Raw genomic sequence first — 25,516 nt, forward strand, 5'->3', positions numbered from 1 at the left:
CCCTGCAGTGATCCGCACCCAGTACTACACCGAGGACGTCAAGGACCTGCCTCGTTTCACGGGGCCCGCCGGGCTGAAGGTTCTGGGTAACTGGGTGACGTCCGACATCCAGCTCGTTCCGCCGTCCGTCCTTGAGGCCATCGACCTCGTGACCGCTGCCCAGGCCGACAAGGGCTTTGCCCCGGAGGACCTGGACGGTAACGCCCACACGGCCACCGTCAGCCCGCAAGGGGTGGCGGTGGAGAACCACTTCGTCGAGCACGTGCAGGGCGAATTCACCCTGGACGACGCGCTGCGTGTGTTGGTCGACTTCTGGGACTACTGCTGTCTGGCCATGCCGACGCAGGTCGATCAGCACCGGCGTGCGTACGCGGAGGAGAACGGGCGAGACCCGCTGGCCGGGATCCGCGACTTCCTCGGCGGATGACCGGCTTCGCCGACCGGTCGGCCACCGTCACTCCGCAAGGGGTGACGGTGGAGAACCGGTTCGTCGAGGACGACATCCGCGCGGCCCTCGCGGTCTGGGAGCGGATGGTTCGGCGCTTGGCGTCGGACCGGCAGCCGGACGGGTGCCACGCACTCGAGGCGTACGGCGTCGGCCTCCGGGCGCGCGACGAGCTCGCGCGGCTGGTGGCCGGGCTGCCGCAGCCGGCCGGCGGGCTCCTGCAGGAGGCGTTGGACCGGTTGGACGACGAGTTCCGGAAGCTCACCGTCCACGACGACTGGTTCGTGGTCCAGAACGCCTTCCGCCTCTCCTTGGAGGGCCGGGCCGCACGCGGCTGGTGGTGGCGGCGGAAGCCGCCCGTCCTGCCCTGGTCGCGCATGGCCCGCCTGCTCGGCACCGACTTCGACGGCAACCCCGTCGAGGACCCCTACGACGTCATCGGGGACGGCCTCGACGACCCCCGGCACCGGGAGCGGGTGCCCGGGCTCGTCGCGCTCGTGGGCGATCCCGCCGCGGCGGACCACGAGCGGCTCACGGCCTGCATCGCCCTGCTGGAGTGGGGGGAGGCCGCCGGCTACGAGGCGGTCGTCGGTGCTGCCGCGGATCCCGGGAACGTGGTCTGGTACGAGTGCTCCATCGACCGGAAGTTCTCCGTCGACAACACCTTCGGGCAGCTCGCCCGGGCCATGGCCTTCGACAGCGGACTCCCCGGGGAGAAGGGCACGCAGGCCGCCCGGACGGAAGCGGTCCGCGCGCTCGTGCGGATCGCGGACGGCGAGTACTTCGACGAGCAGCTGGAGGGCGTCCTCGAAAGCTGCGTGGCGGAGCCGGGCGTCATCGAGGACGTCGAGGACGTCGTGCGGCGCGGCGTCCGCTTGCTCGCCGGCGACGCCCGGCTCCGCTTCGACCTCGCCACCCAGCTCGTCGATCTGGCCTGTGCCGTGTCGACCGCCGACGTGCGCCGGGCGATCGCCCTCGCATCGGAGGTGCTGGCCGTGGCTCCCGGCGACCGTGCGCTGGAGCATGCCCGGGTCATCGCGCTCCGTGCCGAGGGGTCGGAAGGAGAGCGTTTCGCCGGTCATCTGCGGAATGTGGGCGACGCTTTGCGTTTCCCCGCCGAAAGTTGATAGGCATGACGGCCGGTGCGTGTCATGCCCGCACCGTTCCGACGTGAAGTGAATGATTCGGGGGACATTCGTGGCGACTCCGCCGCAGCAGCCGTTTCCGGCGCAACAGCCGTATTCGGCACAGCAGTCGTTTCCGGCCGCGCAGCAGCCCGTTCCGGGTCAGCAGCCGTTCCAGCCGCAGCCCGGCTTTCCGCCCCAGGGGCAGCACCAGCTCCCGCAGGGCTTTCAGGGGCATCAGGCGCAGACGTTCTGCCGTCTCTGCGGTGGCTTCCCCGCCGTCGAGGCGACCGTCCGCGGGCATCAGGGCATTCTGATCATGATGCGGTTCCTGAGCCTGAAGGGGCCGTTCTGTCGCAATTGCGGAACGTCCGTGTGGCGCGACATGACCGGTAAAACGTTGCTGCAGGGCTGGTGGAGTCCTCTCTCGCTGGTCATTCTGACCCCGTTGACGCTCCTTTGGAACGTTTTCACCCGGGCCAAGCTCAACAAGCTGCCGCCTCCGGTCCCCGGTCAGCCCGGTATGCAACTGGACCCCGGGCTGCCGCTGCGCAAGCGACCCGCCGTCTGGGGTGCTCTGATCCCGGTGGCCTGGGTGCTCTTCATGGCCTTTCAGATTGCCCGGGGTTCGTAGGTTCGTACCGGTCCGTAGAGCCCGGCAGAGCGGGGAATGATGGCGAAGGATTACGACAGTCAGCTGCTGGAGTCGGTGTCCGTACGGCGCCGGCGCATGCGTGATGCCCTGCTCTTCGGTGCCCAGCGGGCCCGCCGCACGGCGGACGAAAGGCTCGGCAAGATATTCGCGGGGATCGCGGTCGCGGCGGTTCTGTGCGCGGGGTGCGTGGGATGGTCGTTCATCCAGCACACCCTCGCCAAGCAAAAAGAGCAGCAGCGGCAGCAGGAGCAGCGCTATGCGCCGGTGACGCCTTCGCCGTCGCCCACTCCCTCGGCGACTTCCACGAAGTCGGCTCACAAAAAGACGACTCCCGCGAAGACGGCGTCCGCGAAGGCGACCCCGACAATGTCGCCGCACCCGAAGACAACTCCCGCAAAGCCGAAAGGAACGCACAAAGTGACGGAGCCGGCCCAGTGATAGGTTCTCCGGCGTGGTGAGCGCGGGGGCAAAGCAGCGTACGGAATTGAGCAGGGTCACCCTCATCGGCGACCGGCGGCGGGTGGACCTGGTCCTGCCCGCGGACGAGCCCATCGGCCGGCTCCTGCCCGACGTCCTGCGGCTGCTGGACGACAAGGTCGGCGAACGCCCGGCCGCCCGGCATCTGATCACCGCTGACGGAACGGTTCTGCCGCAGGACGGCACGCTCGCCGAGGCCGGCGTGCCCGACGGCGCGCTGCTCCGGCTCGTCCGCGTCCACGACGCGCCCTCCGCGCCCGTCGTGCACGACGTCACCGACGAGCTCGCCGAGGACCTGGACGTGCGCGCCTGGCGCTGGCGTCCCGAGTCCCGGCAGTGGTCCGCGAGCCTGGCGACGATCGCGCTGGCCGTGACCGCCGGGATGCTCGGGCGCGACAGCCTGGGCCCGGCCGCCGTGGCCGGCTCCCTCGCCGGGATCGCCGCACTCGTCGCCGTCGTCGGCGCCGTTGCCGCCGCCCTCGGCAACCGCCGCGACCGCGACGTTCGCGGCGCCGGCGTGCACGGGGGCGCCAAGGACGAGGGTGCCCTCCAGGGCAGCCGCGCCATCGGCACCACCCTCATGCTGGCGGGCGGTGCGCTCGGCGTGCTCGCCGCGTGGAGTGCGGCCGACGCGCACGACTGGTCCGGGCCCGCGCGGCTCGCCGCCGTCGCCGGGGCGCTCGCCGTGACGCTCGCGCTCCTCGGGCTGTTCTCGCCGCTCGGCAAGGGCGGCCTGACCGGCGCCGGTGCCGTCGTGGCGACCGCCGGGGCGTGGGAGGCCGTCGCGGCCTTCCAGCACGAACCGGCCCGCGTCGGCACCGTCATGGCCGTCGTCTCCGTCGTCGTCCTCGGCCTCCTGCCGCGCCTCGCGCTGATGGCGGCCGGACTCACCGGGCTCGACGACCGCCGCTCCGGCGGCGCCTCCGTCAGCCGGCACGAGGTCGAGACCGCCCTGGCCGCCACCCACCGCGGGCTGGCCCTGGCCACGGCCGTCGTCGCCGCGTCCGCCGCCGCCGGCGGCCTGCTGGCCGTCACCGCGCCCACGTGGTGGACGGTCGTGCTCACGGCCGTGCTCGCCGTCGTCCTGCTCTCCCGCTCGCGCGCCTTCCCGCTCGTCGCCGAGGTCGTGGCGCTGCTGGCCGCCGCCCTGGTGGTGCTGGTACGCCTCGCGGTGCTGTGGATCGACCACATCCCCGGCACGCCGTACGGGCCGCTGACCGCGCTGTGCGCCGTGGCGGTCGCGCCGCTCGCCGTGCTGGCGATCCGGCTGCCCGAACACGTCGGGGTGCGGCTGCGCCGCGCCGTGGACCTCGTCGAGACCATCGGCGTGATCGCGCTGTTCCCGCTCGCGGTCGGGGTGTTCGGCGTCTACGTGCGCCTGCTCCACCAGTTCTGAGTCACAGCAGTTCCAGGAGAGACGAGATGGCCCAGGACGACTGGCAGGGCGACGTACTGCGCAACCTGCGCAAGGCGACGGACGCTGTGAAGGCGGTGGACGAGGCGGGCGAGGCGCCGGAGGCCGGTGCGTCGCCGGCCCCGGACGCCGTGCGCGCGGCCGCGCCCGCCGGCGGCCCCGGCGCGGTGCCCGCGCAACCCGTCGCCGACGCGCCCCCGCAGCCCGTCGCCGCCACCCGGCCCGCACCGCCGCCGCGGCCGCTGCCCACGCCCGTCACCATGGAGCTCCCGCTCCCCGACGAGCTGGTCAAGGGCAAGCCGCTGAGCGGCGACACCGCCGCCAAGCGGACCTCCCGCTCGCTGCGCCGCCTCGTCGGCTCCTCGGCCACCCGGGAGGTGGAGGAGGCGACGCGGGTCGCGCAGGCGCTGCAGCAGCCGCTCACCACGGGCCGTCAGATCGTCGTCACCAGCATCCGCGGCGGCGCGGGCAAGACCACCGTCACCGCGCTGCTCGGCCGCACCTACGCGCACTACCGCCAGGACCCCGTGCTGATGCTGGAGGCCGACGCCGCGCTCGGCACGCTCCCGGCCCGGCTCGGCGTCACCAAGGTGCGCTGGACGACCAGTGACCTCGCCCGGCTCCTCGACCCGTCGATGCAGCTCAACGACGTCGTGGGCTACCTCGTCCAGCTGCCCGACCGCGGCTGGCTGCTGCCCGGCAGCCAGGGCCGGGTCGGCAACCGGCTGGAGCTGGACGAGTACCGCTCCGCGATGGTCGCCCTGCGTCGTTACTTCGGCATCACCGTCGTCGACTGCGACACCCTTCCCAGCGAGCTGTCCCGCACCGCCCTGTCGGCGGCGCAGGCCCGGGTGCTGGTCACCCCCGCCACCGCCGAGGGCATCACCAGCACCCGCGCGGTCCTGGACTGGATGGCGTCCCTGTCGAGGCCGCGGATGCTGGAGGGAACCGTGGTGGTCGTCGCCGCGTCGTCCCCCCACATGACGCTGGACGTGACCGCCGCCCGGGAGCACCTGCAGCTCGACGGCGTGAAGGTCCTGATGCTTCCTTACGACCGGCACCTCGCCACCGGCGGCCGGATCCGCACCGACCTGCTCGGCCAGGTCACCCGCGAGGCCGTCACCGAGCTCGCCGCCGACGTCCTCACCCGAGCCATGAGCAGGCGAAGCCCCCGATGAGCATCCGCATAGTCCACCGCCCCGCCCGGACCACCCGGCCCCTGGCGGCCCCCGAGGCACGCACCATAGAGCCGCCGCCCAACCTGCCCGAGGGCAAGACGGGCGGCGCCCTGCACACTCTCATGCCCATCGCGGGCGTCATGAGCTCCGTCGTGATGATGACGGTCGTGCGCAACAGCCAGTTCGCCGGACTCGGCGCGATCGTGCTGGTCGTCACCGTCATCGGCTCGGTCGGCATGCTGCTGTCCCAGCGCGGCAAGGCCCAGCGCACCCGCCGCCAGCAGCGCGAGCGCTACCTGGAGTACCTGGAGGAGCTCCGCGAGGAGCTCGGCGCCGAGGAGCGCGAGCGCCGCGAGCGCGCCCGGCTGCTCGACCCGCCGCCCGAGGCGCTCTACGACCTCGTGCGCGACCCGGCCCGCCTCTGGGAGCGACGCCGCCTGGACGGCGACTTCCTGCGCGTGCGCGTGGGCACCGGCCGGATGCCCGCCCACCCCCTGACGGTCGGCCAGCAGACCGGCAGCGTCCTCACCCCGCCCGACCGCTTCATGCTCAACGAGGCCGGCGCCCTGAAGAATCGCTTCTCCACGGCTGCGGACCTGCCCCTGACCGTCCCCCTCGACCGCGCCGGCAACGTCAGCGTCGTCGGCGACCGCGAGGGCGTCCTGCGCGTCGCCCGCGCCCTGCTCACCCAGGCCGCCGTCACCCACGCCCCCGACGACGTCGCCTTCGCCCTCGCCTGCCCCGGCGAACGGATGGCGGACTGGGGCTGGTTCAAGTGGCTGCCCCACACCCTCGACCCCGACGAGCACGACGGGCCCGTCAGCGCCCGCCGCATCGCCCCCCGCCTCGCCCCGCTCGCCCGGCTCATGAGCCGCGACCTGCGCGCCCGCGCCTCCTACGCCGCCGAGGTCCGCCGCGGCCTGTCCGGCAAGGACGCCCTGGAGATGGCCGGCCGGCTCCTCGTCGTCAGCGACGAGTACGGCGAGGACGCCCCCGAACTGCCCCGCCCCGACGAGGCCGTGGGCCTGCAGGACATGGGCGTCACCGTGCTGCACCTGGTCGCCGAGCGCGTCCAGGAGCCCGGGCACGTCTCGCTGCGCATCACCGTCGACGGCGACCGGGTCCACATCGAGGACCTGCGCCCCGCCGAGCCCCTCACCTCCGAGGGCACCGCCGACCAGGCCACCGCCGCCGGCGCCGAGGGACTCGCCCGGCTCCTGGCCCCGCTGCGCCTGTCCGCCGAGTCCCTCGTCGACGCACCCCTGTCCGGCCCCGTCGACTTCGCCGAACTCCTCGGCATCGACGACCCGGCCGCCCTCGACGTCGCCTCCCTGTGGCAGCCGCGCGGCGAACGCGCCTTCCTGCGCGTCCCCATCGGCGTCAGCGACAGCCGCGAACCCGTCCTGCTCGACCTCAAGGAGTCCTCCGAGCTCGGCATGGGCCCGCACGGCCTGTGCGTCGGCGCCACCGGCTCCGGCAAGAGCGAACTCCTGCGCACCCTGGTGCTCGCGCTCGTCGCCTCGCACCCGCCGGAGGACCTCGCCATGGTCCTCGTCGACTACAAGGGCGGCGCCACCTTCGCGCCCTTCGCCGACCTCCCGCACGTCGCCGGCGTCATCACCAACCTGGAGAACCAGGCCGGCCTCGTCGAGCGCGTCCACTCCTCCCTCGCCGGCGAGGTCCAGCGCCGCCAGCAGGTCCTCAAGGACGCCGGGAACATCGCCGACATCGGCCACTACGCCGCCCTGCGCGAGAGCCGCCCCGACCTCGACCCGCTGCCGCACCTCTTCGTCGTCATCGACGAGTTCGGCGAGCTGCTCACCGCCAAGCCCGACTTCATCGACCTGTTCCTGTCCATCGGCCGCATCGGCCGCTCCATCGGCGTGCACCTGCTGCTCTCCAGCCAGCGCATCGAGGGCGGCAAGCTCAAGGGCCTGGACACCTACCTCTCCTACCGGCTCGGCCTGCGCACCTTCTCCGCCGACGAGTCCCGCACCGTCCTCGACACCCCCGACGCCTTCCACCTGCCGCCCATCCCCGGCTTCGGCTACCTCAAGGTCGACACCAGCGCCTACGAGCGGTTCAAGGCCAGCTTCGTCTCCGGCCCCTACCGCGGCCCCGCGCTGCCCACCGAGGACGACGCCGGCCCCGTCGTCCTGCCCTACCCGGACTTCAACACCCTCGGCGAGCCCGAGACGGCCGCCGGCGACGCGGAACCGTCCATGCGCCACCGCAACCCCGGCCCCACCACCATGTCCGTCATCGTCGACCAGCTGCGCGGCGCGGCGCGGCCCACCCGCGCCATCTGGCTGCCGCCGCTGCCCAGGGCCATCGCCCTGGACACCTCCGCCGGCCCCGTGCAGGCGGGCGCCCGCGGCATGCAGCTGGCCGTGCGGCCCGGCCTGCTGAAGGTCCCGCTCGGCATCCTCGACGACCCCGCCAAGCAGTGGCAGGGCCAGTGGGTCCTCGACCTCACCGTCGCCGGCGGCCACGCCGCCGTCATCGGCGGCCCCCAGTCCGGCAAGACGACCCTGCTGCGCACCCTCGCCCTGTCGCTGGCCATGACCCACACGCCGCGCGAGGTCGGCATCTACGGCCTCGACCTGGTCGGCGGCGGCCTCGCCGCCCTCTCCGGCCTCCCGCACGTCGGCGGCATCGCCGGCCGCGCCGACCGCGAACGCGCCGCCCGCACCGTCGAGGAAGTGCGCGGCATGCTCGCCGAACGCGAGGAGCTCTTCCGCGAACACGGCATCGACTCCGTCGAGCGGCTGCGCGAACTGCGCGCCGAGGGCCGGCTGCCCGAGCTGTCCTCCACCGAGATCGTGCTCGTCATCGACGGCTTCGGCGCCCTGCGCGACGACTTCGAGGACATCGAGGACGCCGTCACCGACCTCCTCAAGCGCGGCGGCGGCTACGGCATCCACGTCGTGGCGTCGATGCTGCGCTGGAACGACGTCCGCATCGCCACCCAGGCCACCTTCGGCACGCGCGTCGAGCTGCGCCTGAACGACCCCGGCGACAGCAGCATCGACCGCAAGCTGGCCGAGACCCTCGCCCCCGACGAGCCGGGCCGCGCCCTGACCGACGGCAAGCTGTTCGCCCAGACCGCGCTGCCGCGCATCGACTCGCTGGCCGCCACCTCCGAGCTGGGCCCGGCCGTCGAACAGGCGATCGCCGTCATCCGCTCCTGCTGGTCGGGCGACGGCGCCCAGCGCGTCCGCGTCCTGCCCGCCCGCATCCCGGCCGCCTCCCTGGCCTCGCCGACCGCCGAACCCAACCGGGTGCCCATCGGCCTGGACCAGACCGCCCTCGCGCCCGTCCTGCTCGACCTGTTCAAGCGCGACCAGCACCTGATCATCCTGGGCGACAGCGAGTGCGGGAAGACGAACCTGCTGCGCCTGGTCACCCAGGGGCTCATGGACCGCTACTCGGACGAGGAGATCGTCTTCGCGGTCATGGACCCGCGCCGCGGCCTGCGCAAGCTGGTGCCCGAGGAGTACCGCGGCGGCTACGCGCACAACTCCAAGCTCTGCGGCGCCCTGGCCGCCGGAATCTCCACCGAGCTGGAGAAGCGCATGCCGGACGACCTCGCCGCCCAGGACGCCCTCGCGTCGGGCACCTGGTACTCCGGGCCGCGCATCGTCATCCTGATCGACGACTACGACATCCTCACCACCGCCGGCCAGCAGCCGCTCGCGCCCTTCCTGCCCTACATCCCCTCCGCCCAGGACATCGGCCTCCACTTCGTGGTCACCCGCCGGGTCGCCGGCGCCTCGCGGGCGCTGTACGAGCCGTTCCTGATGACGCTGCGGGAGAGCGGCACCACCGCGGTCGTCATGACCGGCGACCGGCAGGAGGGCCAGCTCTTCCCGGGCGTCTACGCGGCCGCCCAGCCGCCGGGCCGCGGCACGCTCGTCCGCCGGGGCGAGGCGACACGGCTGATCCAGACGGCGCTGGCCGAGGACGAGGGGGACAAGGACACCCGATGACCAAAGACGTGATCGCGCTCACCGAGCGCATGCCCGACACCGCGAGCATGCTGGCCGGCCTCCTGGCGGGCGGACCCGACCTGCACGTGCAGACCGTCGGCGAGGGGGCCGTGGTCCAGCTGTGCGACGCCGAGGGACGGCCGCTCGTCTCGATCGAGGCGCCGCTGCTGCTCCAGGTGCCCGGCGAGGCCGCCCGCCTTCTCGGGCCGGAGGCCGAGCCGCCCTCCGGCACGGCCTGGTGGATCGAGGCCCGCGCCGCCACGTCCGTACCCGCCGCCGAGGCGCTCGCCGGCCTCTTCGCGGCCCGCATGGCCATGATGCTGGGCGGGAGCGTCTGGCCGCCCGACGCCCCGGGCACCGAGGACCCCGCCCACCCGCTCGACACCTCCGGCATCACGGCCGTCCCGGCCCCCGCGGCCGCCCAGCCCGCCGTCGACATGCTCACCGAGCGCGCCGCGATCGTCCTCCAGGACCGCCCGCTCATCCCGCTGACCAGCTGGCTGTCCGAGGCGCTGCGCGCCAGCCTGGAGAGCGACCGCGGCCTGCAGATCGTCACCCCCGGCCACTGCCGCATCTCCCCGGCCCTGCGATCGGTGCTCGACGCGCCCACGCGCTGGGTCGTCCAGGACGAACGGTGCGGCTACTACGACGGGACGTCCGGCGCGGTGCTGCGCTGGGAGGACGGCGCGTTCGTACCGGACCGCGACGAGAGCGGCGAGACCCCGGTCGCCGAGGCGTTCGCCGACCTGCGGCCCACCGACGACCGCCAGCTCATCGTCTCCTTCCGCACCGTCCACGCGCCCGAGGCCGACCTCGTCCTCGGCGGGGCGCTGGAGACCGCCTGGCAGAAGCTGACCGGCACCCCGCCCGCCGGCTGGAGCACGGCGGAGCCCGCGAACGTGCCGTGGTCGCGGCGGCAGCTGACCGACCTGGCCTACGAGCGCGCGCCCCGGCCCACCTGGACGGTGGTCGTCGGCACCCCCGACCGCCCGGCCCTGGCCACGCTGCGCGTCCTCCGCACGCCCCGCGGCGTCGAGGAGGACGTCACCCTCACCCTGGGCTACGGCCCCGGCGAGGAGCCGCCCCTTGAGGTGCTGCCCGCGCTGGCGGACGAGCTCGTCACCCGGTACGGCCTGAGCACGCTCGTGTGCCGGCTGCGCGAGGCCGGCCGGGACCTCGGCGTCCCGCCCCGGCTGGAGAAGCTGCCGGTGCCCGTCGGCTTCGCCCTGGGCGCCGAGGAGGTGCGGGAGGTGGGCCGGGCCCACGCGGCCCGTACGCCGCTGCCCCAGGCCCCCGTACGGCTCGGTCCGGCGGCCCGTCCCGGCTACTACTACGCGCTCGGCGACGGGCAGGACGTGCAGGGCTGGGAGGCTCTGCAGACGCTCACCCACTACCTGCGGTCCGGCGGGGAGGCCCCCGCCGGCGCGGCCGGCTGAGGACGCACGGGGCGGGGCCGCGACCGGATCACCGGCCGCGGCCCCGCCCTTCCCGGGCCCCGTCGCCGCGGGGCCTCACTTGGCGGGGGAGCGGAACGCCCAGTCCATCCGCGGCTCCACGACGCACCGGAACACCCGCCGCACCGGCGGCGTGCACAGCGCGGTCATCACCGCGATGGCCAGCACCGTCACCAGGACCTCGCCCACCGGCCGGCGGATCCACGCGGCCACGTCGTACCACTCCCACCACCGCGAGAGCTTGATCAGGAAACCGTGCAGCAGGAACCCGTAGAGGGTTCCGCCGCCCAGCGCGGTGAACCACACCGTCCGGCCCGGCACCCAGGCGAAGAAGCAGGCGGTGAGCACCGCCGCGAGGGCGAAGAGGGCGAAGGTCATCACGGGTGCGGCCCAGACGGGCTCGTGCAGGTTCTGGACGCTGTCGTTGTGGAAGACCCACTCGTCCCCGTTCTCCAGCCGCGGCGCCAGCCAGTAGACGCCCGCGACGGTGGCCGCGAACACCGGAACGGCCGCGATCCGCACCCAGCGCCGCCGCACCAGCTCGAAGTGCGAGCGCTTCATGTGCAGCCCGATGACGAAGTAGGGCAGGAACTGCAGGACGCGCTGGAGGTCGAAGTCGCTGCCGATGTCCGGGGAGAGGGCGGCCAGGACCGCGATCGCGAAGGCGACGGGCACGGGCCAGCGCAGGGACTTCCAGAGCGGAGTGGTCAGCCGCCAGACGAACAGCGCGGCCAGGAACCAGTTCAGGTACCAGGGGTTGGTCAGCGAGATCGGCTCCGGAGGTTCGTCCTCCGCCCAGTGCTGGAAGTAGGTGTAGGCGACCTCGAAGACCACGTACGGCACGGCGACGCCCGTCACGAGCCGTTTGACCTTGGCCGGACTCATGTCGAAGCCGCGCGAGAAGTAGCCCGATATGAGGATGAAGGCCGGCATGTGGAAGGCGTACACGGTGAGGTAGAGCGCCGTCGCCGCGCGGCTGGTGTAGGTGAGCGGCTGCCACGCGTGACCGAGGGCGACCAGGACGATCGCCAGGTACTTGGCGTTGTCGAAGAAGGGGTCGCGCCCCGTGGGGGCGGGAGCGCCGGCGGGTGCTGCGGGGCCGGGCGCGGTGACCACCGTGGCAGGGGTGGCGGTGGGGGACATTCGAGGCACCCTAGCGGCGGACGGCGGGGCGTGAAACCCCTCCCCAAAGGCTGCTTCCGCAGTCCGATTACTGCTCCGTCCGCATGGAATCCGTCCGGAACCCTACGGGTAGAACCCCTGGTAGTACCCCGATGAATCGTCACGGCACCTTCCACGGCGCCGAGTTGATGGCACGATGGATGCACATGGGGGGTGTGCGGAAGGGCACGGCTCCCGGGGCCCGGCCAGGCGTCCGTCGAGCGAAGGTGTGATCAGTCGTGGTCGTTTCTCTGTCCGTGGTGCTGCTTCTGGCCATCGTTCTGGTGGTGATGATCCGCAGTAACAACATCAAGACGGGGCCCGCGATCGTTGCCGCCCTCTTCGGCTTCTTCCTGGCGTCCACGGGCATGGCGCCCTCGATCACGAGGTTCCTGAACTCGCTGGCCGAGACGATAAGCAACATCAAGATCTAGCCGGCCCCGGCCGGCCCGGAGCCCCGTGACCCGCGGCACCGCAAGGCCCCGGGAACGCAGCGACGCCCCCGGCGGAGGCCGGAGGCGTCGGACGGAGCGGGCGACGGGAATCGAACCCGCGTAGCCAGTTTGGAAGACTGGGGCTCTACCATTGAGCTACGCCCGCGCGCGCCACAGGCCGCCCCTCGGGCGGCGTGGCACGGTGTGCATCGTAGCGGGTCGAAGCGGTGCGCCGCACATCACCCCGGCGCACGGGCCGGCCCACAGTGATCCGGGGACGGGCTTCCCCTTCGACAGCGGCCTCCGGGACCCTCGCGGCCATGTACCCTACGTCTCGCACCGACGGGGTGTGGCGCAGCTTGGTAGCGCGTCCGCTTTGGGAGCGGAAGGTCGTCGGTTCGAATCCGGCCACCCCGACCAGCAAGATCACATTGTGGGGCCCATCCTGCTTGCGGTTACTATGCAAGCTGCGCGTCTGTGTGTCTCTCTACCGGGCGCGGTCCGCTGAGATCAGCATCCGCTGAACAGCAGAAACCCAGAAGTCAGCCCCAAGGAGACCGAACCGTGAAGAGCGCCGTGGAGACCCTGAACCCGACTCGGGTTCGGCTCACTGTCGAGGTGCCCTTCGAGGAGCTCAAGGCCAGCCTCGACGCGGCGTACAAGAAGATCAACCAGCAGGTCACGGTGAAGGGCTTCCGCTCGGGCAAGATCCCCGCGCGCGTCATCGACCAGCGCTTCGGCCGTGGTGCCGTGCTGGAGGAGGCCGTCAACGACGCGCTTCCGAAGTTCTACACCGAGGCGGTCAACGAGGCCGACCTGAACCCGCTGGGCCAGCCCGAGGTCGACATCACGGAGCTGAAGGACGGCGAGCTGCTGGCCTTCACCGCCGAGGTCGACGTCCGTCCGACCCTGGAGATCCCGGACTACTCCGGCATCGAGGTCACCGTCGACGCCGTCGCCGTGAGCGACGAGGACGTCGAGAAGTCGGTCGAGCAGCTCCGCGAGCGCTTCGCCACCACCTCCCCGGTCGAGCGCGCCGCCGCCGAGGGTGACACCGTCACCGTCGACCTGGAGGCCAAGGTCGACGGCGAGGTGCTGGAGGACGGCGTCGCCTCCGACGTCGACTACACCATCGGCTCCGGCCAGCTGCTGGACGGCATCGACGACGCCGTGAAGGGCCTGGAGGCCGGTGCCTCCGCCACCTTCACCTCCCAGCTCAAGGGCGGCAGCGCCGAGGGCAAGGACGCCGAGATCAAGGTCGACGTCAAGGCCGTCAAGGCCCGCGAACTGCCGGAGCTGGACGACGACTTCGCCCAGATGGCCAGCGAGTTCGACACGCTGGAGGAGCTCAAGGCCGACAGCCGCAAGCGCCTTGAGCGGATGAAGAAGTTCGACCAGGCCACCCAGGCCCAGGAGAAGGTCCTCGACGAGCTCATCAAGCTGGTCGAGGTCCCGATGCCGGAGAAGCTGCTCGCGGACGAGGTCAACACCCGCAAGCACAACCTGGAGCACCACCAGCTCGGCCAGATCGGCATGACGCTCGACAAGTACCTGGAGATGCAGGGCAAGTCGGCCGAGGAGTTCGACGCCGAGCTCAAGGAGCAGGCCGAGAAGGGCATCAAGACCCAGTTCATCCTCGACGAGATCGTCAACAAGGAGAAGGTCTCCGTCGGCCAGGAGGAGCTCACCGAGCACCTCATGCGCCGTGCGCAGTCCTCGGGCATGAGCCCCGACCAGTTCGCGCAGGCCGTCGTCGAGCAGGGCCAGGTCCCGATGCTCGTCGGTGAGGTCGCCCGCGGCAAGGCCCTCGCGACCGTCGTCGAGGCCGCCACGGTCAAGGACTCCGAGGGCCAGGTCGTCGACCTGGAGGACGACGAGGACGAGGCCACCGAGGCCGCCGCCGAGGAGCAGACCGAGGCCTGAGCCTCGCCCCTCTCCTGAGGCACGCCTCACCTGAGGTTCCACGGACGGGCCCGGACGCCGAGCCCCCCGCCACCCGGCGGAGGGGCCGGGGTCCGGGCCCGTCCGCGCACGCGGGACCGCTGCGCGGCGGGGTCGAACCTGCGCTCAGAGCGAACAGTTACGGATGCGGGATGGCGGCTGCCGACCAGCGCGTTAGGGTCCGTAGATACGAGGGCAGGGGAGACATGGCAGCACGCCGGAGCAGTGCCGGCGCGCCACCCCCCGGTCCCCAGAGAAGACGCGGAGACGGCCCGTTGCCGTCAGAGACGAGCAGGTGGATACGTGACGAATCTGATGCCTTCCGCCGCCGGTGAGATCGCCATCGGTGGTGGCCTCGGCGACCAGGTCTACAACCGGCTGCTCGGGGAGCGGATCATCTTCCTGGGTCAGCAGGTCGACGACGACATCGCCAACAAGATCACCGCGCAGATGCTCCTCCTGGCCGCGGACCCGACCAAGGACATCTACCTCTACATCAACAGCCCCGGTGGCTCGGTCACGGCCGGCATGGCCGTCTACGACACCATGCAGTACATCCCGAACGACGTGGTCACCATCGGCATGGGCCTCGCCGCCTCCATGGGTCAGTTCCTGCTGACCGGTGGCACCCCCGGCAAGCGCTTCGCGCTGCCCAACACCGACATCCTCATGCACCAGGGCTCCGCGGGCCTGGGCGGTACCGCCTCGGACATCAAGATCCAGGCCGAGCAGCTGCTCCGCACCAAGGACCGCATGGCGAAGATCACCGCCCTGCACACCGGCCAGACCGTCGAGACGATCATCCGCGACGGCGACCGCGACCGCTGGTTCACCGCGGAGGAGGCCAAGGAGTACGGGATCATCGACGAGATCATCACGCACGCCTCCGGCGTTCCGGGCGGCGGCGGCACCGGGGCCTGAGCCCCGGCAGCACCCGCCAGCAGCCGTATCCCAGCCCACCGACCGCCATCAGGATGGTGAACACCCGCATGAACATCTCGTCCCCCAGCGGCCTCTACACCGGCCCGCAGGCCGAGGCCCGTTACGTGGTCCCGCGCTTCGTCGAGCGCACGTCGCAGGGCGTCCGCGAGTACGACCCGTACGCGAAGCTCTTCGAAGAGCGCGTGATCTTCCTCGGCGTGCAGATCGACGACGCCTCGGCCAACGACGTCATGGCGCAGCTGCTGTGCCTGGAGTCGATGGACCCCGACCGCGACATCTCGATCTACATCAACAGCCCCGGCGGCTCCTTCACGGCCCTCACGGCCATCTACGACACGATGCAGTTCGTGAAGCCGGACATCCAGACGGTCTGCATGGGCCAGGCCGCCTCCGCCGCCGCGATCCTCCTCGCCGCCGGCACCCCCGGCAAGCGCATGGCGCTGCCCAACGCCCGCGTGCTGATCCACCAGCCCTCCAGCCAGACGGGCCGCGAGCAGCTCTCCGACCTGGAGATCGCCGCCAAGGAGATCATGCGGATGCGCACCCAGCTGGAGGAGATGCTGGCCAAGCACTCCACCCAGCCGATCGAGAAGATCCGCGACGACATCGAGCGCGACAAGATCCTCACTGCCGAGGACGCGCTCGCTTACGGTCTGGTCGACCAGATCGTCTCGACGCGCAAGTCGTCCGTGACGGTCTGACCGGTCCCATCCACCGGTCGGCCGGCTCCGTCCGGCCCACCGCGCCGGCCGGCCCGTCCGGCCGGTCCGGTCCCGGCCACCGTGCCGCCGACGACGGGTCCTCCCTTGGCCGAGTAGGGCCAAGGGGGACCCGCACGGGGGGCCCGGCAAGGTACCGTCGATAGGCAAGCACCCGGGTCCGCAGAGCAAGGCGGATCCCAGGCGAAGGGGAAGCACCTCGTGGCACGCATCGGTGACGGCGGCGACCTGCTCAAGTGCTCGTTCTGCGGCAAGAGCCAGAAGCAGGTGAAGAAGCTCATCGCGGGTCCTGGTGTGTACATCTGCGACGAGTGCATCGACCTCTGCAACGAGATCATCGAGGAGGAGCTCGCCGAGACCTCCGAGGTGCGCTGGGAAGAGCTTCCCAAGCCCCGGGAGATCTACGAGTTCCTGGAGGGCTACGTCGTCGGCCAGGAGGCCGCGAAGAAGGCCCTCTCCGTCGCCGTCTACAACCACTACAAGCGTGTTCAGGCCGGCGAGAACGGCGGCCACAACCGCGACGACGGTATCGAGCTGGCCAAGTCCAACATCCTGCTGCTCGGCCCCACGGGCTCCGGCAAGACGCTGCTCGCCCAGACCCTGGCCCGCATGCTGAACGTCCCCTTCGCCATCGCCGACGCCACGGCGCTGACGGAGGCCGGCTACGTCGGCGAGGACGTCGAGAACATCCTCCTGAAGCTGATCCAGGCCGCTGACTACGACGTCAAGAAGGCCGAGACCGGCATCATCTACATCGATGAGATCGACAAGGTCGCCCGAAAGAGCGAAAATCCGTCGATCACACGGGACGTGTCGGGCGAGGGCGTCCAGCAGGCCCTGCTCAAGATCCTTGAGGGCACCACGGCCTCCGTCCCGCCCCAGGGCGGCCGCAAGCACCCGCACCAGGAATTCATCCAGATCGACACGACGAACGTCCTGTTCATCGTGGGCGGCGCCTTCTCCGGCCTGGAGAAGATCATCGAGTCGCGGGCGGGCGCGAAGGGCATCGGCTTCGGCGCCACGATCCGCTCCAAGCGTGAGATCGAGGCGAGCGACCAGTTCCAGGAGGTCATGCCCGAGGACCTGGTGAAGTTCGGCATGATCCCCGAGTTCATCGGCCGCCTCCCGGTGATCACGAGCGTCCACAACCTCGACCGCGAGGCCCTGCTCCAGATCCTCGTCGAGCCGCGCAACGCCCTGGTGAAGCAGTACCAACGCCTTTTCGAACTCGACGGCGTGGAGCTGGACTTCGACCGCCCGGCCCTGGAGGCCATCGCCGACCAGGCCATCCTGCGCGGCACGGGCGCGCGCGGCCTGCGCGCCATCATGGAAGAGGTCCTGATGTCGGTGATGTACGAGGTCCCGTCCCGCAAGGACGTGGCCCGCGTCGTCATCACGGCGGACGTCGTCCAGTCGAACGTCAACCCGACGCTCGTTCCGCGCACGCGCGGCAACGAGCCGGGGGAGCGGCACGAGAAGAGCGCGTAGCGCTCGCCGTCTTCCGCACGTACGCGAGGGGGCGCCCGGCCGGGATGGCGGGGCGCCCCCTCGCGCGTACAGGGGTCAGTACCCGTTGGTGAAGATTTCCTCAGCTGTGGAGGCGGTGAAGGAGCGGTCCAGCCACTGCCCCAACGTGTCCAGGTAGGTGCAGCTCAGGATGCGCTCACGGATCTCGGGAGGCACCGGGATCTTCCGGTGCTCCAGCACGCGCAGCACCGACTCGGCGCGTTCCTGTACCCGGCCCGCGGCCTCGCCCTCTTGCCACGTCTGCTCGATGAGGGTGCCACGGCCGGGGAAGTAGGTACGCGGCATGAGTTGCCTCCAGGTGTCTCGCGCCGGGGAGTTCCCCAGGCCGATCTCCAATAGTTCCGAGTAGTAAGCGACGGACTCCGGGTCGGCCGTTGCCAGGGCGCGGGCCAGTGCCTCCAGTATGGCCGGAGCCTCCTGTTCGCAGCCATGCGTCATGGCCGAGAACGCCGCGAGCGCCAGGTTCCGGGCGGCCCGGTCCGGGCTGGTGATGACGGGGACGTTTTCGGGTCCGAGAACCAGCGGGTGCACGGACAGCGCGGTCCAGCCCTCGGGGCCGAGCCGGAAGGGGCCGGTGGCCCAGTTGGCGGTCGCCCTGTCCTGGCAGATGACGAGCAGCAGTGCCGGGCAGGCGTACTTGGCCTTCAGATAGGACAGGTAGTACGCCCAGCTGACGGCCTTGGCCGGATCCCGGCGCCCTTGTGCCTCGATGGCGAGGACGAGACCGGTGCCGCCGTCGGGCGGCTGGATGCGCAGCACGCTGTCCACGCGCCGCTCCAGCGGCCTGATCTCGGTGACGTCCGCCGTGAGTACCTCGACGGACGCCTTCGCCGGTAACGGCACGCCCAGGATCCGGAACACCGGATCCAGCAGCTCCGGACGGTCCTGAAAGATCCGGTGTGCCGCCTCATGATGTGAAGTGACCATGGTCCGAAATTAGGAGCGCGGGCAAAGGTGCGTCCGTTGATCGGTGACCGATCACTCGTTCGAGTGCTCGAATCGTTCACCAGTTCCATGGCGGTGGTGGTGGCGGAGTTGAGCGCGCGCCGTTCTCCTTCGCGCTGGGCACCTCGGAGTTCAGGCTGTACCCGCCCAAGCTGTTGCCCGAGGAGCAGGGCGGGCACCCGGGGCCTACTTCGGGATCTCGACGCGCGTCTCCGTGCGGACCTTGGCCGTGAGGTCGGCGGCGATGTTCAGCGGGACGTCCTTGCCGGCGACGGCCGCCGAGATGTCGGTGAGGATGATGACGCCGACGGTGCTGCTGTCGGCCCAGAAGCAGATCGGCATGGTGACGCCGGTCGGGAACTTGCTGTTCGTGTACTTGGCCTGCTGGCACTTCATCACCGCGCCGTCCAGCCCTGCCGGGGAGACCTTCTCCGGGCTCCCCACGAGCTCGACGCTGCCGCCGCCGGCGGCGGCCTGCTTCTTCTTGCTCGCCGCAAAGAACCCGTCCACCACGCGCCCGGGGTTCGAGACCTTGCCCCACGCGCCGCTGAACTGCAGGTACCGGCCGCTCTCGCCGTCACCGGCCTGGTAGTCCGCGCCGGTGGTCTCCGCGTCGGCGACGCCGAGCGCCCGCAGCTCGCGCATGTCGCCGGAGTCGAAGCCGCCGCCGGGGTCCTTGAGGTCCTTCTTGAACTCGCCGGCCACGGTGTCGGGCGTCGTCAGCTTGTACCGCTTGCCGCCGTCCGGAGCGGGGCTCTCAGGGCTACTGCTGCTCCTGCTGCTGTGCCCCCCGTCCCGGCCCGCGAGCAGCAGGAAGCCGCCGCCCGCGATCGCACCCACCAGCACCAGGACGCCGATCGCGACGGCTATCGCCTTGCCCGGACCGCCGCCCTGCGGCGGCACCGGCGGCGGGTACGGCCCGGGCATCCCCGGCTGCTGCCCCCACCCGTACGGCTGCGGCTGCGGCTGCCCGTACGGACCGGGCTGCTGCGGGTACCCGTAGCCGGGCTGGCCCTGCTGCGCCGGCGGCTGTCCCCAGGGGTTCGGCTGCTGGGGCGGCATCGGCGGCTGGCCGTACGGGCCCGGCTGGTGGTGGCTCATTCTCGTTTCCCCTGAGGCTTAGAGACGACGGGCTGACCGGTGCAGGTCAACCCGCGAATCCTGCCACGCGGCCTCAGGGGCCCTCGTACCGGCTACTTCTCCTTGCGGACCTCGTTGCGGACCTTGGCCGTGGCCTCGGAGAGCTCCTTGGCGGACATGACGTCGCCGGTGGCGGAGGTCGTGGCGCCGGCGATGCCGCCCGAGGACTTCACCACCCGGTGCTCGACGACGCCCGCCGCGCTGCCGTCGCCCCAGATGCAGGTGCTGATGTCACTGACGGACAAGCTGCTGAGCGTGCTCTTGACCCGCTGCGTCTTGCACTTGAGGGAGACGCCGTCGAAGCCGGCCGGACGGTACGCCGTGGTCTCCGTGACCGTCTCGATGCGGTCCTTGTACTTCGCCTGGGCCCGCTCCATGTCGGCGAACAGCGCGTCCACGGTCTTCGCCGGGTCGGCGAGCTCTCCGTAGATCGCCGTCACCTTCAGCCGCTGCTTCTCGGCGTTCTCGTAGGAAGCCTTCTTGCCGGTCCCGTTGAGGATGCCGAATTCCTTGGCCTTCGGGTCGTTGCTGAGGTCTTCCGTGTCCTTGCTCGACGACAGGCTGGTGTTCTTGGTGTACTTCCCGTCCAGCAGCGTCTGCGGCATCTCGATCGTGTAGGCCGCCATCTTGGCGGGGACGCCGCCACCGTTGTCCCCGCCGCCGCCGTTGCCGCCGCTGTCACCGTCACCGGTGAAGAAGAGGACCCCGCCCACGATGGCGCCCACGACCAGCAGGGCGCCGATCGTGATCGCGACGGCCTTTCCCTTGCCGCCCCCGCCCTGGGGCGGGTAGGGGCCGTACGGCCCGGGGGCCTGGGGCGGGCCCCAGCCGCCGGCAGCCGGCTGCTGGGGGTAGCCCTGGGCGTAGGGGTTCGGCTGCTGGGGCGGTATCGGCGGCGGTCCGTACGGGCCCGGCTGGGGGTGGCTCATCCCTACTTCTCCTTGCGGACCTCGTTGCGGACCTTGACGGTGGCTTCTGAGAGGTCCTTGGCCGACATGACGGTGCCGGTGGCCGCGCCGGCGGCGGCGCCGTACGGGCTGTTGCTCTTCGAGATCTGGTGCGAGACGGAACCGATCGCGCTGGTGTCGGACCAGGCACAGGTCGTGCTCTCCGTCTCGGAAGAGATGGTGCCGAAGGAACTGATGATCTTCTGAGTCCTGCACTTCATCACCGCGCCGTCAAAGCCGCTCGGTGAGAACTCGGCCCAGGGAGCGATGGTCTCGACCTTCGCGTTCATCGATCCGAGAAGCTTCTTCTGCTGCTCGTCGCCCAGGGAGATCACAGTGGCGAGGGACTTCTCCGGGTCGGCGATCGTGCCGTACGTGCCGCCGACCGACAGGATCTGCTTCTCGGCATTGGTGTAGCTCTGGTTCACCGACGTGCCGTTCTCGATGCCCGCAGCCTTGGCCTTTTCGTTGTCGGCAAGGCTTTGCGGCTTGTTCTGGGTACCGGCGGGCGTCGGGGTCTTCGCGAACTTCCCCTCCAGCAGCGTCTCCGGCATCACCATCGTGTAAGGCTTCACATCCCCGTCGCTCCCACCCCCCAGGAAGAACATCGCCCCGCCCACCAGCGCGCCGACGACCACCAGAGCGCCGATCGTGATCCCGACGGCCTTGCCCTTGCCGCCGCCCTGGGGCGGCACCGGCGGGGGGTACTGGCCCGGCACGCCCGGCTGCTGGCCCCAGCCTCCGGGGGCCGGCTGGGGCTGGCCCCAGCCGCCCGGGGCCGGCTGCTGCGGGGCGCCGTACGGCGCCTGGGGCTGCTGGCCGTAGGCGGGAGCCGGAGCCGGGGGCTGCTGGGGGTAGCCGTAGCCGGGCTGGCCGTAGGGGTTGGGACCCTGCGGGGGCTGAGGCGGCTGGCCGTAGGGGCCCGGCTGGTTGAAGCTCATCGGGGGGTTCCTCTTCGCTGGGACGTCTCGCAATGGTTCGCGCCATCCTTCCCGATGGCTTACACCTGCTTTACCTCGGGTACGCAACGGTTTCGGAACAGTGGTAGTGGGGTCGCCGGCACCCGCCGTGCGCATCGGGGTGCAACCGGGCGGAAACGGATTCGTGAGCTGTCAGCACCGCCCCGTAGAATTCCGCCCGTGACCGAGAACACTCAGCGCCCCGACAGCGGGCCGAACGACAACGCTCCCGAACTGCCGACCCAGTACGCGCCGGCCGAGGTAGAGGGGCCGCTGTACGAGCGCTGGGTAGAGCGAGGCTACTTCGAGGCCGACGCGAAGAGCGACAAAGAGCCGTACACCATCGTCATCCCCCCGCCGAACGTCACCGGCTCGCTCCACCTGGGCCACGCCTTCGAGCACACGCTGATCGACGCCCTCACCCGCCGCAAGCGCATGCAGGGCTTCGAGGTGCTGTGGCAGCCCGGCATGGACCACGCCGGCATCGCCACGCAGAACGTCGTCGAGCGCGAGCTGGCCAAGGAGGGCAAGTCCCGCCACGACCTCGGCCGCGAGGCGTTCGTCGAGCGCGTGTGGCAGTGGAAGGGCGAGTCCGGCGGCCAGATCTCCGGGCAGATGCGTCGTCTGGGTGACGGCGTGGCGTGGTCGCGCGAGCGGTTCACCATGGACGAGGGCCTCTCCAAGGCCGTCCAGACGATCTTCAAGAAGCTCTACGACGACGAGCTGATCTACCGCGCCGAGCGCATCATCAACTGGTGCCCGCGCTGCCTGACCGCCATCTCCGACATCGAGGTGGAGTACCAGGACGACGACGGCGAGCTCGTCTCCATCCGCTACGGCGAGGGTGACGCCTCCATCGTCGTCGCCACGACCCGCGCCGAGACGATGCTCGGCGACACCGCCGTGGCCGTCCACCCCGAGGACGAGCGCTACCAGCACCTCGTCGGCACCGAGATCGAGCTGCCGCTGACCGGCCGCCGCATCCCGGTCGTCGCCGACGAGCACGTCGACCCCGAGTTCGGCACGGGTGCCGTCAAGGTCACCCCGGCCCACGACCCGAACGACTTCGAGATCGGCCGACGGCACGACCTGCCGTCGCTCACCGTGCTCGACGAGCACGGCGTCATCACCGTCCACGGCCCCTTCCTCGGCCTGGACCGCTTCGAGGCCCGTTCCACGATCGTCGGCGCCCTGCGCGCCGAGGGCCGGATCGTCGCCGAGAAGCGCCCGTACACCCACTCCGTCGGCCACTGCTCGCGCTGCAAGACGACGCTGGAGCCGCGTCAGTCCATGCAGTGGTGGGTCAAGGTCGGCCCGCTGGCCGAGGCCGCCAGCAAGGCCGTCCGCGACGGCGACGTCGCCATCCACCCCAAGGAGATGGAGTCCCGCTACTTCGGCTGGGTCGACAACCTCCACGACTGGTGCATCTCCCGCCAGCTGTGGTGGGGCCACCGCATCCCGGTCTGGTACGGCCCCGACGGCGAGATGGTCTGCGTCGGCCCGGACGACGAAGCGCCCACGGGCGAGGGCTGGCACCAGGAGACCGACGTCCTGGACACCTGGTTCTCCTCCGGCCTGTGGCCCTTCTCCACCCTCGGCTGGCCCGAGAAGACCGACAGCGTCGCGAAGTTCTACCCGAACTCCGTCCTCGTCACCGGCTACGACATCCTCTTCTTCTGGGTCGTCCGGATGATGATGTTCGGCCTGTACGCGATGGACGGCACCCCGCCGTTCCACACCATCGCCCTGCACGGCATGGTCCGCGACCAGTTCGGCAAGAAGATGTCGAAGTCCTTCGGCAACGCCGTCAACCCGCTGGACTGGATGGACAAGTACGGCTCCGACGCCGTCCGCTTCACCCTCGCCCGCGGCGCCAACCCCGGCGTGGACGTGCCGATCGGCGAGGACTGGGTCCAGGGCTCGCGCAACTTCGCCAACAAGATCTGGAACGCCACCCGCTTCGCGCTGATGAACGGCGCGACGGTCGAGGGCGAGCTGCCGCCCGCCGAGCAGCTGTCCGCCACCGACCGGTGGATCCTCTCCCGCCTCAACTCGGTCGTCGCCGAGGTGGACGCGCTCTACGACGACTACCAGTTCGCGAAGCTCTCCGACTCGCTCTTCCACTTCGCGTGGGACGAGGTCTTCGACTGGTACGTCGAGCTGTCCAAGTCCACCTTCGCCAAGGGCGGCCCCGAGGCCGAGGCGTCGCGCCGCGTCCTGGGCGAGGTCCTGGACGTCACGCTGCGCCTGCTGCACCCGGTCGTCCCGTTCGTCACCGAGACGCTGTGGACCGCCCTGACCGGCCGCGAGTCCGTGGTCGTCGCGGACTGGCCGGCCGACAGCGGCTTCCGCGACGCCGCCGCCGAGCAGGAGATCGCGACGGTCCAGCAGGTCGTCACCGAGGTCCGCCGCTTCCGCTCCGACCAGGGCCTGCAGCCGGGCCAGCGGGTCCCGGCCCGGCTGGAGCTGGCCGGCACGGCGCTGGCGGCGCACGAGGACGCGATGCGTCTGCTGCTGCGCCTCCAGCCGGCCGGTGACGGCTTCGCCGCCACCGCGTCGCTCCCGGTCGCCGGCGCGACCGTGGCGCTCGACCTGTCCGGCACGATCGACGTCGAGGCCGAGCGCAAGCGGCTGACCAAGGCGCTGGCCGCGGCCGAGAAGGACAAGACGCAGTCCACGGCCAAGCTGGGCAACGAGGCGTTCCTCGCCAAGGCCGCCGAGGCGGCCGTGGAGAAGATCCGCAAGCGGCTCGCCACGGCCGAGGCCGACATCGAGCGGATCAGCGCTCAGCTGGCCGCCCTGCCCGAGAAGTAGGAGGCCCAAGGTCTAGTCCTGCCCGGGTCCCACATGGGACCCCACGGACCCTCCACAGGCTCCTCTTCCACCCGGTCGAGGGGCCTGTGCTGGTTCCGGTCCCGGCGGTCGCGTACGGGCGCGAAGAGCACGTACACGGTCGAGACGGCCACGAAGCCGAGCCTGATCAGGCCCTTGGCCGATTCGTCGGGGACGGCGAAGACGCTGCCGTACAGGACGATCAGCGCGATCCAGCTCCACCACGGCACGAGGCGCCGCTGGCCGCACACGTCCCACAGCAGAGTGCCCAGCAGTACCGAGGCCGTGTAGTACGTGTAGACGCTGGGGTCGAGGACGATCCGGGCGTTGGCGCCCAGCAGCACGACCGCCGCCCACCGCCCCCGCCAGACCGCGATCGCGCCGAGCACGAGGCCGAGCGCGGCCTGTGTGGGCCGGGCCCAGTCGGGGGTCACGGGGGTGTTGCCGCCCAGCCAGCGCAGTGCGGAGGCCGGGTTGTTGGGGATGGTGAACTTCGCCGCGGCGAAGGAGTCCGGGGCGACGACGAAGAACGGCAGCCAGGCCACCGCCACCAGGGCCGCGCACCACAGGCCCGCGCGCAGCCACCGCTCCTTGGGCAGGGCCAGCAGCAGCGGCAGGAAGGCCAGCGCGGTGGGCTTGGAGTCCAGGGCGAGAGCCATGCAGATGCCGGTCGCCGCCGCGTTGCAGCGCGTCAGGTAATAGACCGCCAGGGCGGTGAAGAAGAGCGCGAGGACGTCGTCCAGGTGCGCGAAGCGGACCGAGACCTCGATCCACATGGGGATGAAGGCCAGACCCGCCACGAGGACGCGCTGCCGCAGCCGCTGGTGGTTGGTGCCCGTGCCCAGGAAGTGCCGGGCGGCGCTGCGACCGGCGAGAACCATGATCACCAGGCCGAGGGCGGACATGAGCGCCTCGGCCAGCACCTGGCCCACCTCGGCGGGGAAGGGGTTGAACAGGCCCGCCACGAGGAAGCTGACGGGGCCCATCTGCAGCTCGGGGTGGTGGGCGTAGAGGTTCAGCCCGCCGTCGCCCGAGGAGCCGTAGATGAGCTCACCGCCGGTGCGCAGGTAGTGCCACGAGAAGCCGCCACTGGGCGCGACGATCGCGAACCAGAGCGCGGCCCACCCGGTGAGCAGCAGCAAATGCGTCCGATTGCTCAGTTGTGGTATTCGCACAACGCTCCGTTCCGCCACCCGGAACCGTTCCGGGCATAGATATCACCGGCGGTCAGAT

General features: G+C 71.1%; 19 protein-coding genes, 2 tRNA genes and 1 pseudogene. 15 read left to right on the forward strand and 7 right to left on the reverse strand.

Going from position 1 to position 25,516, the window contains the following annotated elements; translation table 11 throughout:
• Positions 1-7 precede the first annotated feature (7 nt).
• The 8 genes and pseudogenes from IE182_RS13945 to IE182_RS13980 all read left to right on the forward strand — a co-directional run bounded on the left by IE182_RS13945 (position 8) and on the right by IE182_RS13980 (position 10,718).
• On the forward strand, positions 8-427 hold the full coding sequence (locus IE182_RS13945; protein WP_190110111.1) for a hypothetical protein: 420 nt from the start codon (positions 8-10) through the stop codon (positions 425-427).
• A complete protein-coding gene (locus IE182_RS13950) occupies positions 424-1,572 on the forward strand; it encodes a hypothetical protein (protein WP_190110112.1) in 1,149 nt (382 codons plus the stop codon). The genes IE182_RS13945 and IE182_RS13950 overlap by 4 nt, the downstream gene beginning before the upstream one ends.
• 70 nt (positions 1,573-1,642) lie before the next feature.
• Positions 1,643-2,203, forward strand: a complete 561-nt coding sequence (locus tag IE182_RS13955; RefSeq protein ID WP_190110113.1) for a hypothetical protein — start codon at positions 1,643-1,645, stop codon at positions 2,201-2,203.
• A gap of 39 nt (positions 2,204-2,242) precedes the next feature.
• Positions 2,243-2,477 (forward strand): annotated as a pseudogene (locus IE182_RS13960) (hypothetical protein); the annotation flags it as partial.
• Positions 2,478-2,675: 198 nt separating this feature from the next.
• A complete protein-coding gene (eccD, locus tag IE182_RS13965) occupies positions 2,676-4,097 on the forward strand; it encodes a type VII secretion integral membrane protein EccD (RefSeq protein ID WP_190110114.1) in 1,422 nt (473 codons plus the stop codon).
• Positions 4,098-4,123: 26 nt separating this feature from the next.
• Positions 4,124-5,293: a MinD/ParA family ATP-binding protein gene (locus tag IE182_RS13970; RefSeq protein WP_190110115.1), complete on the forward strand. Its 1,170-nt coding sequence runs from the start codon at positions 4,124-4,126 to the stop codon at positions 5,291-5,293.
• Positions 5,290-9,282: a type VII secretion protein EccCa gene (gene eccCa, locus IE182_RS13975; protein ID WP_190110116.1), complete on the forward strand. Its 3,993-nt coding sequence runs from the start codon at positions 5,290-5,292 to the stop codon at positions 9,280-9,282. The genes IE182_RS13970 and eccCa overlap by 4 nt, the downstream gene beginning before the upstream one ends.
• A complete protein-coding gene (locus IE182_RS13980; protein WP_190110117.1) occupies positions 9,279-10,718 on the forward strand; it encodes a DUF6177 family protein in 1,440 nt (479 codons plus the stop codon). The genes eccCa and IE182_RS13980 overlap by 4 nt, the downstream gene beginning before the upstream one ends.
• 75 nt (positions 10,719-10,793) lie before the next feature.
• Here IE182_RS13980 and IE182_RS13985 read toward each other — a convergent pair whose 3' ends face one another.
• On the reverse strand, positions 10,794-11,879 hold the full coding sequence (locus IE182_RS13985) for an acyltransferase family protein (protein ID WP_190110118.1): 1,086 nt from the start codon (positions 11,877-11,879) through the stop codon (positions 10,794-10,796).
• Positions 11,880-12,136: 257 nt separating this feature from the next.
• On the opposite strand from IE182_RS13985, the gene IE182_RS13990 reads away from it, so the two are divergent.
• Positions 12,137-12,331, forward strand: coding sequence for a hypothetical protein (locus tag IE182_RS13990; RefSeq protein ID WP_190110119.1), 195 nt, complete (start codon positions 12,137-12,139; stop codon positions 12,329-12,331).
• A 95-nt stretch (positions 12,332-12,426) separates the two neighbouring features.
• Here IE182_RS13990 and IE182_RS13995 read toward each other — a convergent pair.
• Positions 12,427-12,497 (reverse strand) — tRNA-Gly (locus IE182_RS13995).
• A 177-nt stretch (positions 12,498-12,674) separates the two neighbouring features.
• On the opposite strand from IE182_RS13995, the gene IE182_RS14000 reads away from it, so the two are divergent.
• From IE182_RS14000 to clpX, 5 genes are all read left to right on the forward strand, one after another.
• Positions 12,675-12,751, forward strand: a tRNA-Pro gene (locus IE182_RS14000).
• A 144-nt stretch (positions 12,752-12,895) separates the two neighbouring features.
• Positions 12,896-14,254, forward strand: coding sequence for a trigger factor (gene tig, locus IE182_RS14005; RefSeq protein ID WP_190110120.1), 1,359 nt, complete (start codon positions 12,896-12,898; stop codon positions 14,252-14,254).
• Positions 14,255-14,587: 333 nt separating this feature from the next.
• Positions 14,588-15,193, forward strand: coding sequence for an ATP-dependent Clp protease proteolytic subunit (locus IE182_RS14010; RefSeq protein ID WP_190110348.1), 606 nt, complete (start codon positions 14,588-14,590; stop codon positions 15,191-15,193).
• Between the two features lie 53 nt (positions 15,194-15,246).
• The gene (locus tag IE182_RS14015) at positions 15,247-15,915 is read left to right on the forward strand and encodes an ATP-dependent Clp protease proteolytic subunit (protein WP_177337882.1); all 669 of its coding nucleotides are present in this window, start codon (positions 15,247-15,249) and stop codon (positions 15,913-15,915) included.
• 219 nt (positions 15,916-16,134) lie between these two features.
• Positions 16,135-17,421, forward strand: a complete 1,287-nt coding sequence (clpX, locus tag IE182_RS14020; RefSeq protein ID WP_086566545.1) for an ATP-dependent Clp protease ATP-binding subunit ClpX — start codon at positions 16,135-16,137, stop codon at positions 17,419-17,421.
• Between the two features lie 75 nt (positions 17,422-17,496).
• Here clpX and IE182_RS14025 read toward each other — a convergent pair whose 3' ends face one another.
• From IE182_RS14025 to IE182_RS14040, 4 genes are all read right to left on the reverse strand, one after another.
• On the reverse strand, positions 17,497-18,387 hold the full coding sequence (locus tag IE182_RS14025; RefSeq protein ID WP_190110121.1) for a hypothetical protein: 891 nt from the start codon (positions 18,385-18,387) through the stop codon (positions 17,497-17,499).
• A gap of 204 nt (positions 18,388-18,591) precedes the next feature.
• Complete coding sequence (locus tag IE182_RS14030) at positions 18,592-19,506, reverse strand: hypothetical protein (protein WP_190110122.1); 915 nt, start codon at positions 19,504-19,506, stop codon at positions 18,592-18,594.
• Positions 19,507-19,598: 92 nt separating this feature from the next.
• Positions 19,599-20,474, reverse strand: a complete 876-nt coding sequence (locus tag IE182_RS14035) for a hypothetical protein (RefSeq protein WP_190110123.1) — start codon at positions 20,472-20,474, stop codon at positions 19,599-19,601.
• 2 nt (positions 20,475-20,476) lie between these two features.
• Complete coding sequence (locus tag IE182_RS14040; RefSeq protein ID WP_190110124.1) at positions 20,477-21,433, reverse strand: hypothetical protein; 957 nt, start codon at positions 21,431-21,433, stop codon at positions 20,477-20,479.
• 198 nt (positions 21,434-21,631) lie between these two features.
• Between IE182_RS14040 and IE182_RS14045 the strand changes: the two genes are divergently transcribed.
• Positions 21,632-24,265, forward strand: a complete 2,634-nt coding sequence (locus tag IE182_RS14045) for a valine--tRNA ligase (protein WP_190110125.1) — start codon at positions 21,632-21,634, stop codon at positions 24,263-24,265.
• On the opposite strand, the gene IE182_RS14050 is transcribed toward IE182_RS14045, so the two are convergent.
• On the reverse strand, positions 24,238-25,458 hold the full coding sequence (locus IE182_RS14050) for a hypothetical protein (RefSeq protein ID WP_373303554.1): 1,221 nt from the start codon (positions 25,456-25,458) through the stop codon (positions 24,238-24,240). The two genes, IE182_RS14045 and IE182_RS14050, sit on opposite strands and share 28 nt — an antisense overlap.
• Positions 25,459-25,516 lie beyond the last annotated feature (58 nt).

The organism is Streptomyces cinnamoneus (genome assembly GCF_014650495.1).
Classification (GTDB): domain Bacteria; phylum Actinomycetota; class Actinomycetes; order Streptomycetales; family Streptomycetaceae; genus Streptomyces; species Streptomyces cinnamoneus.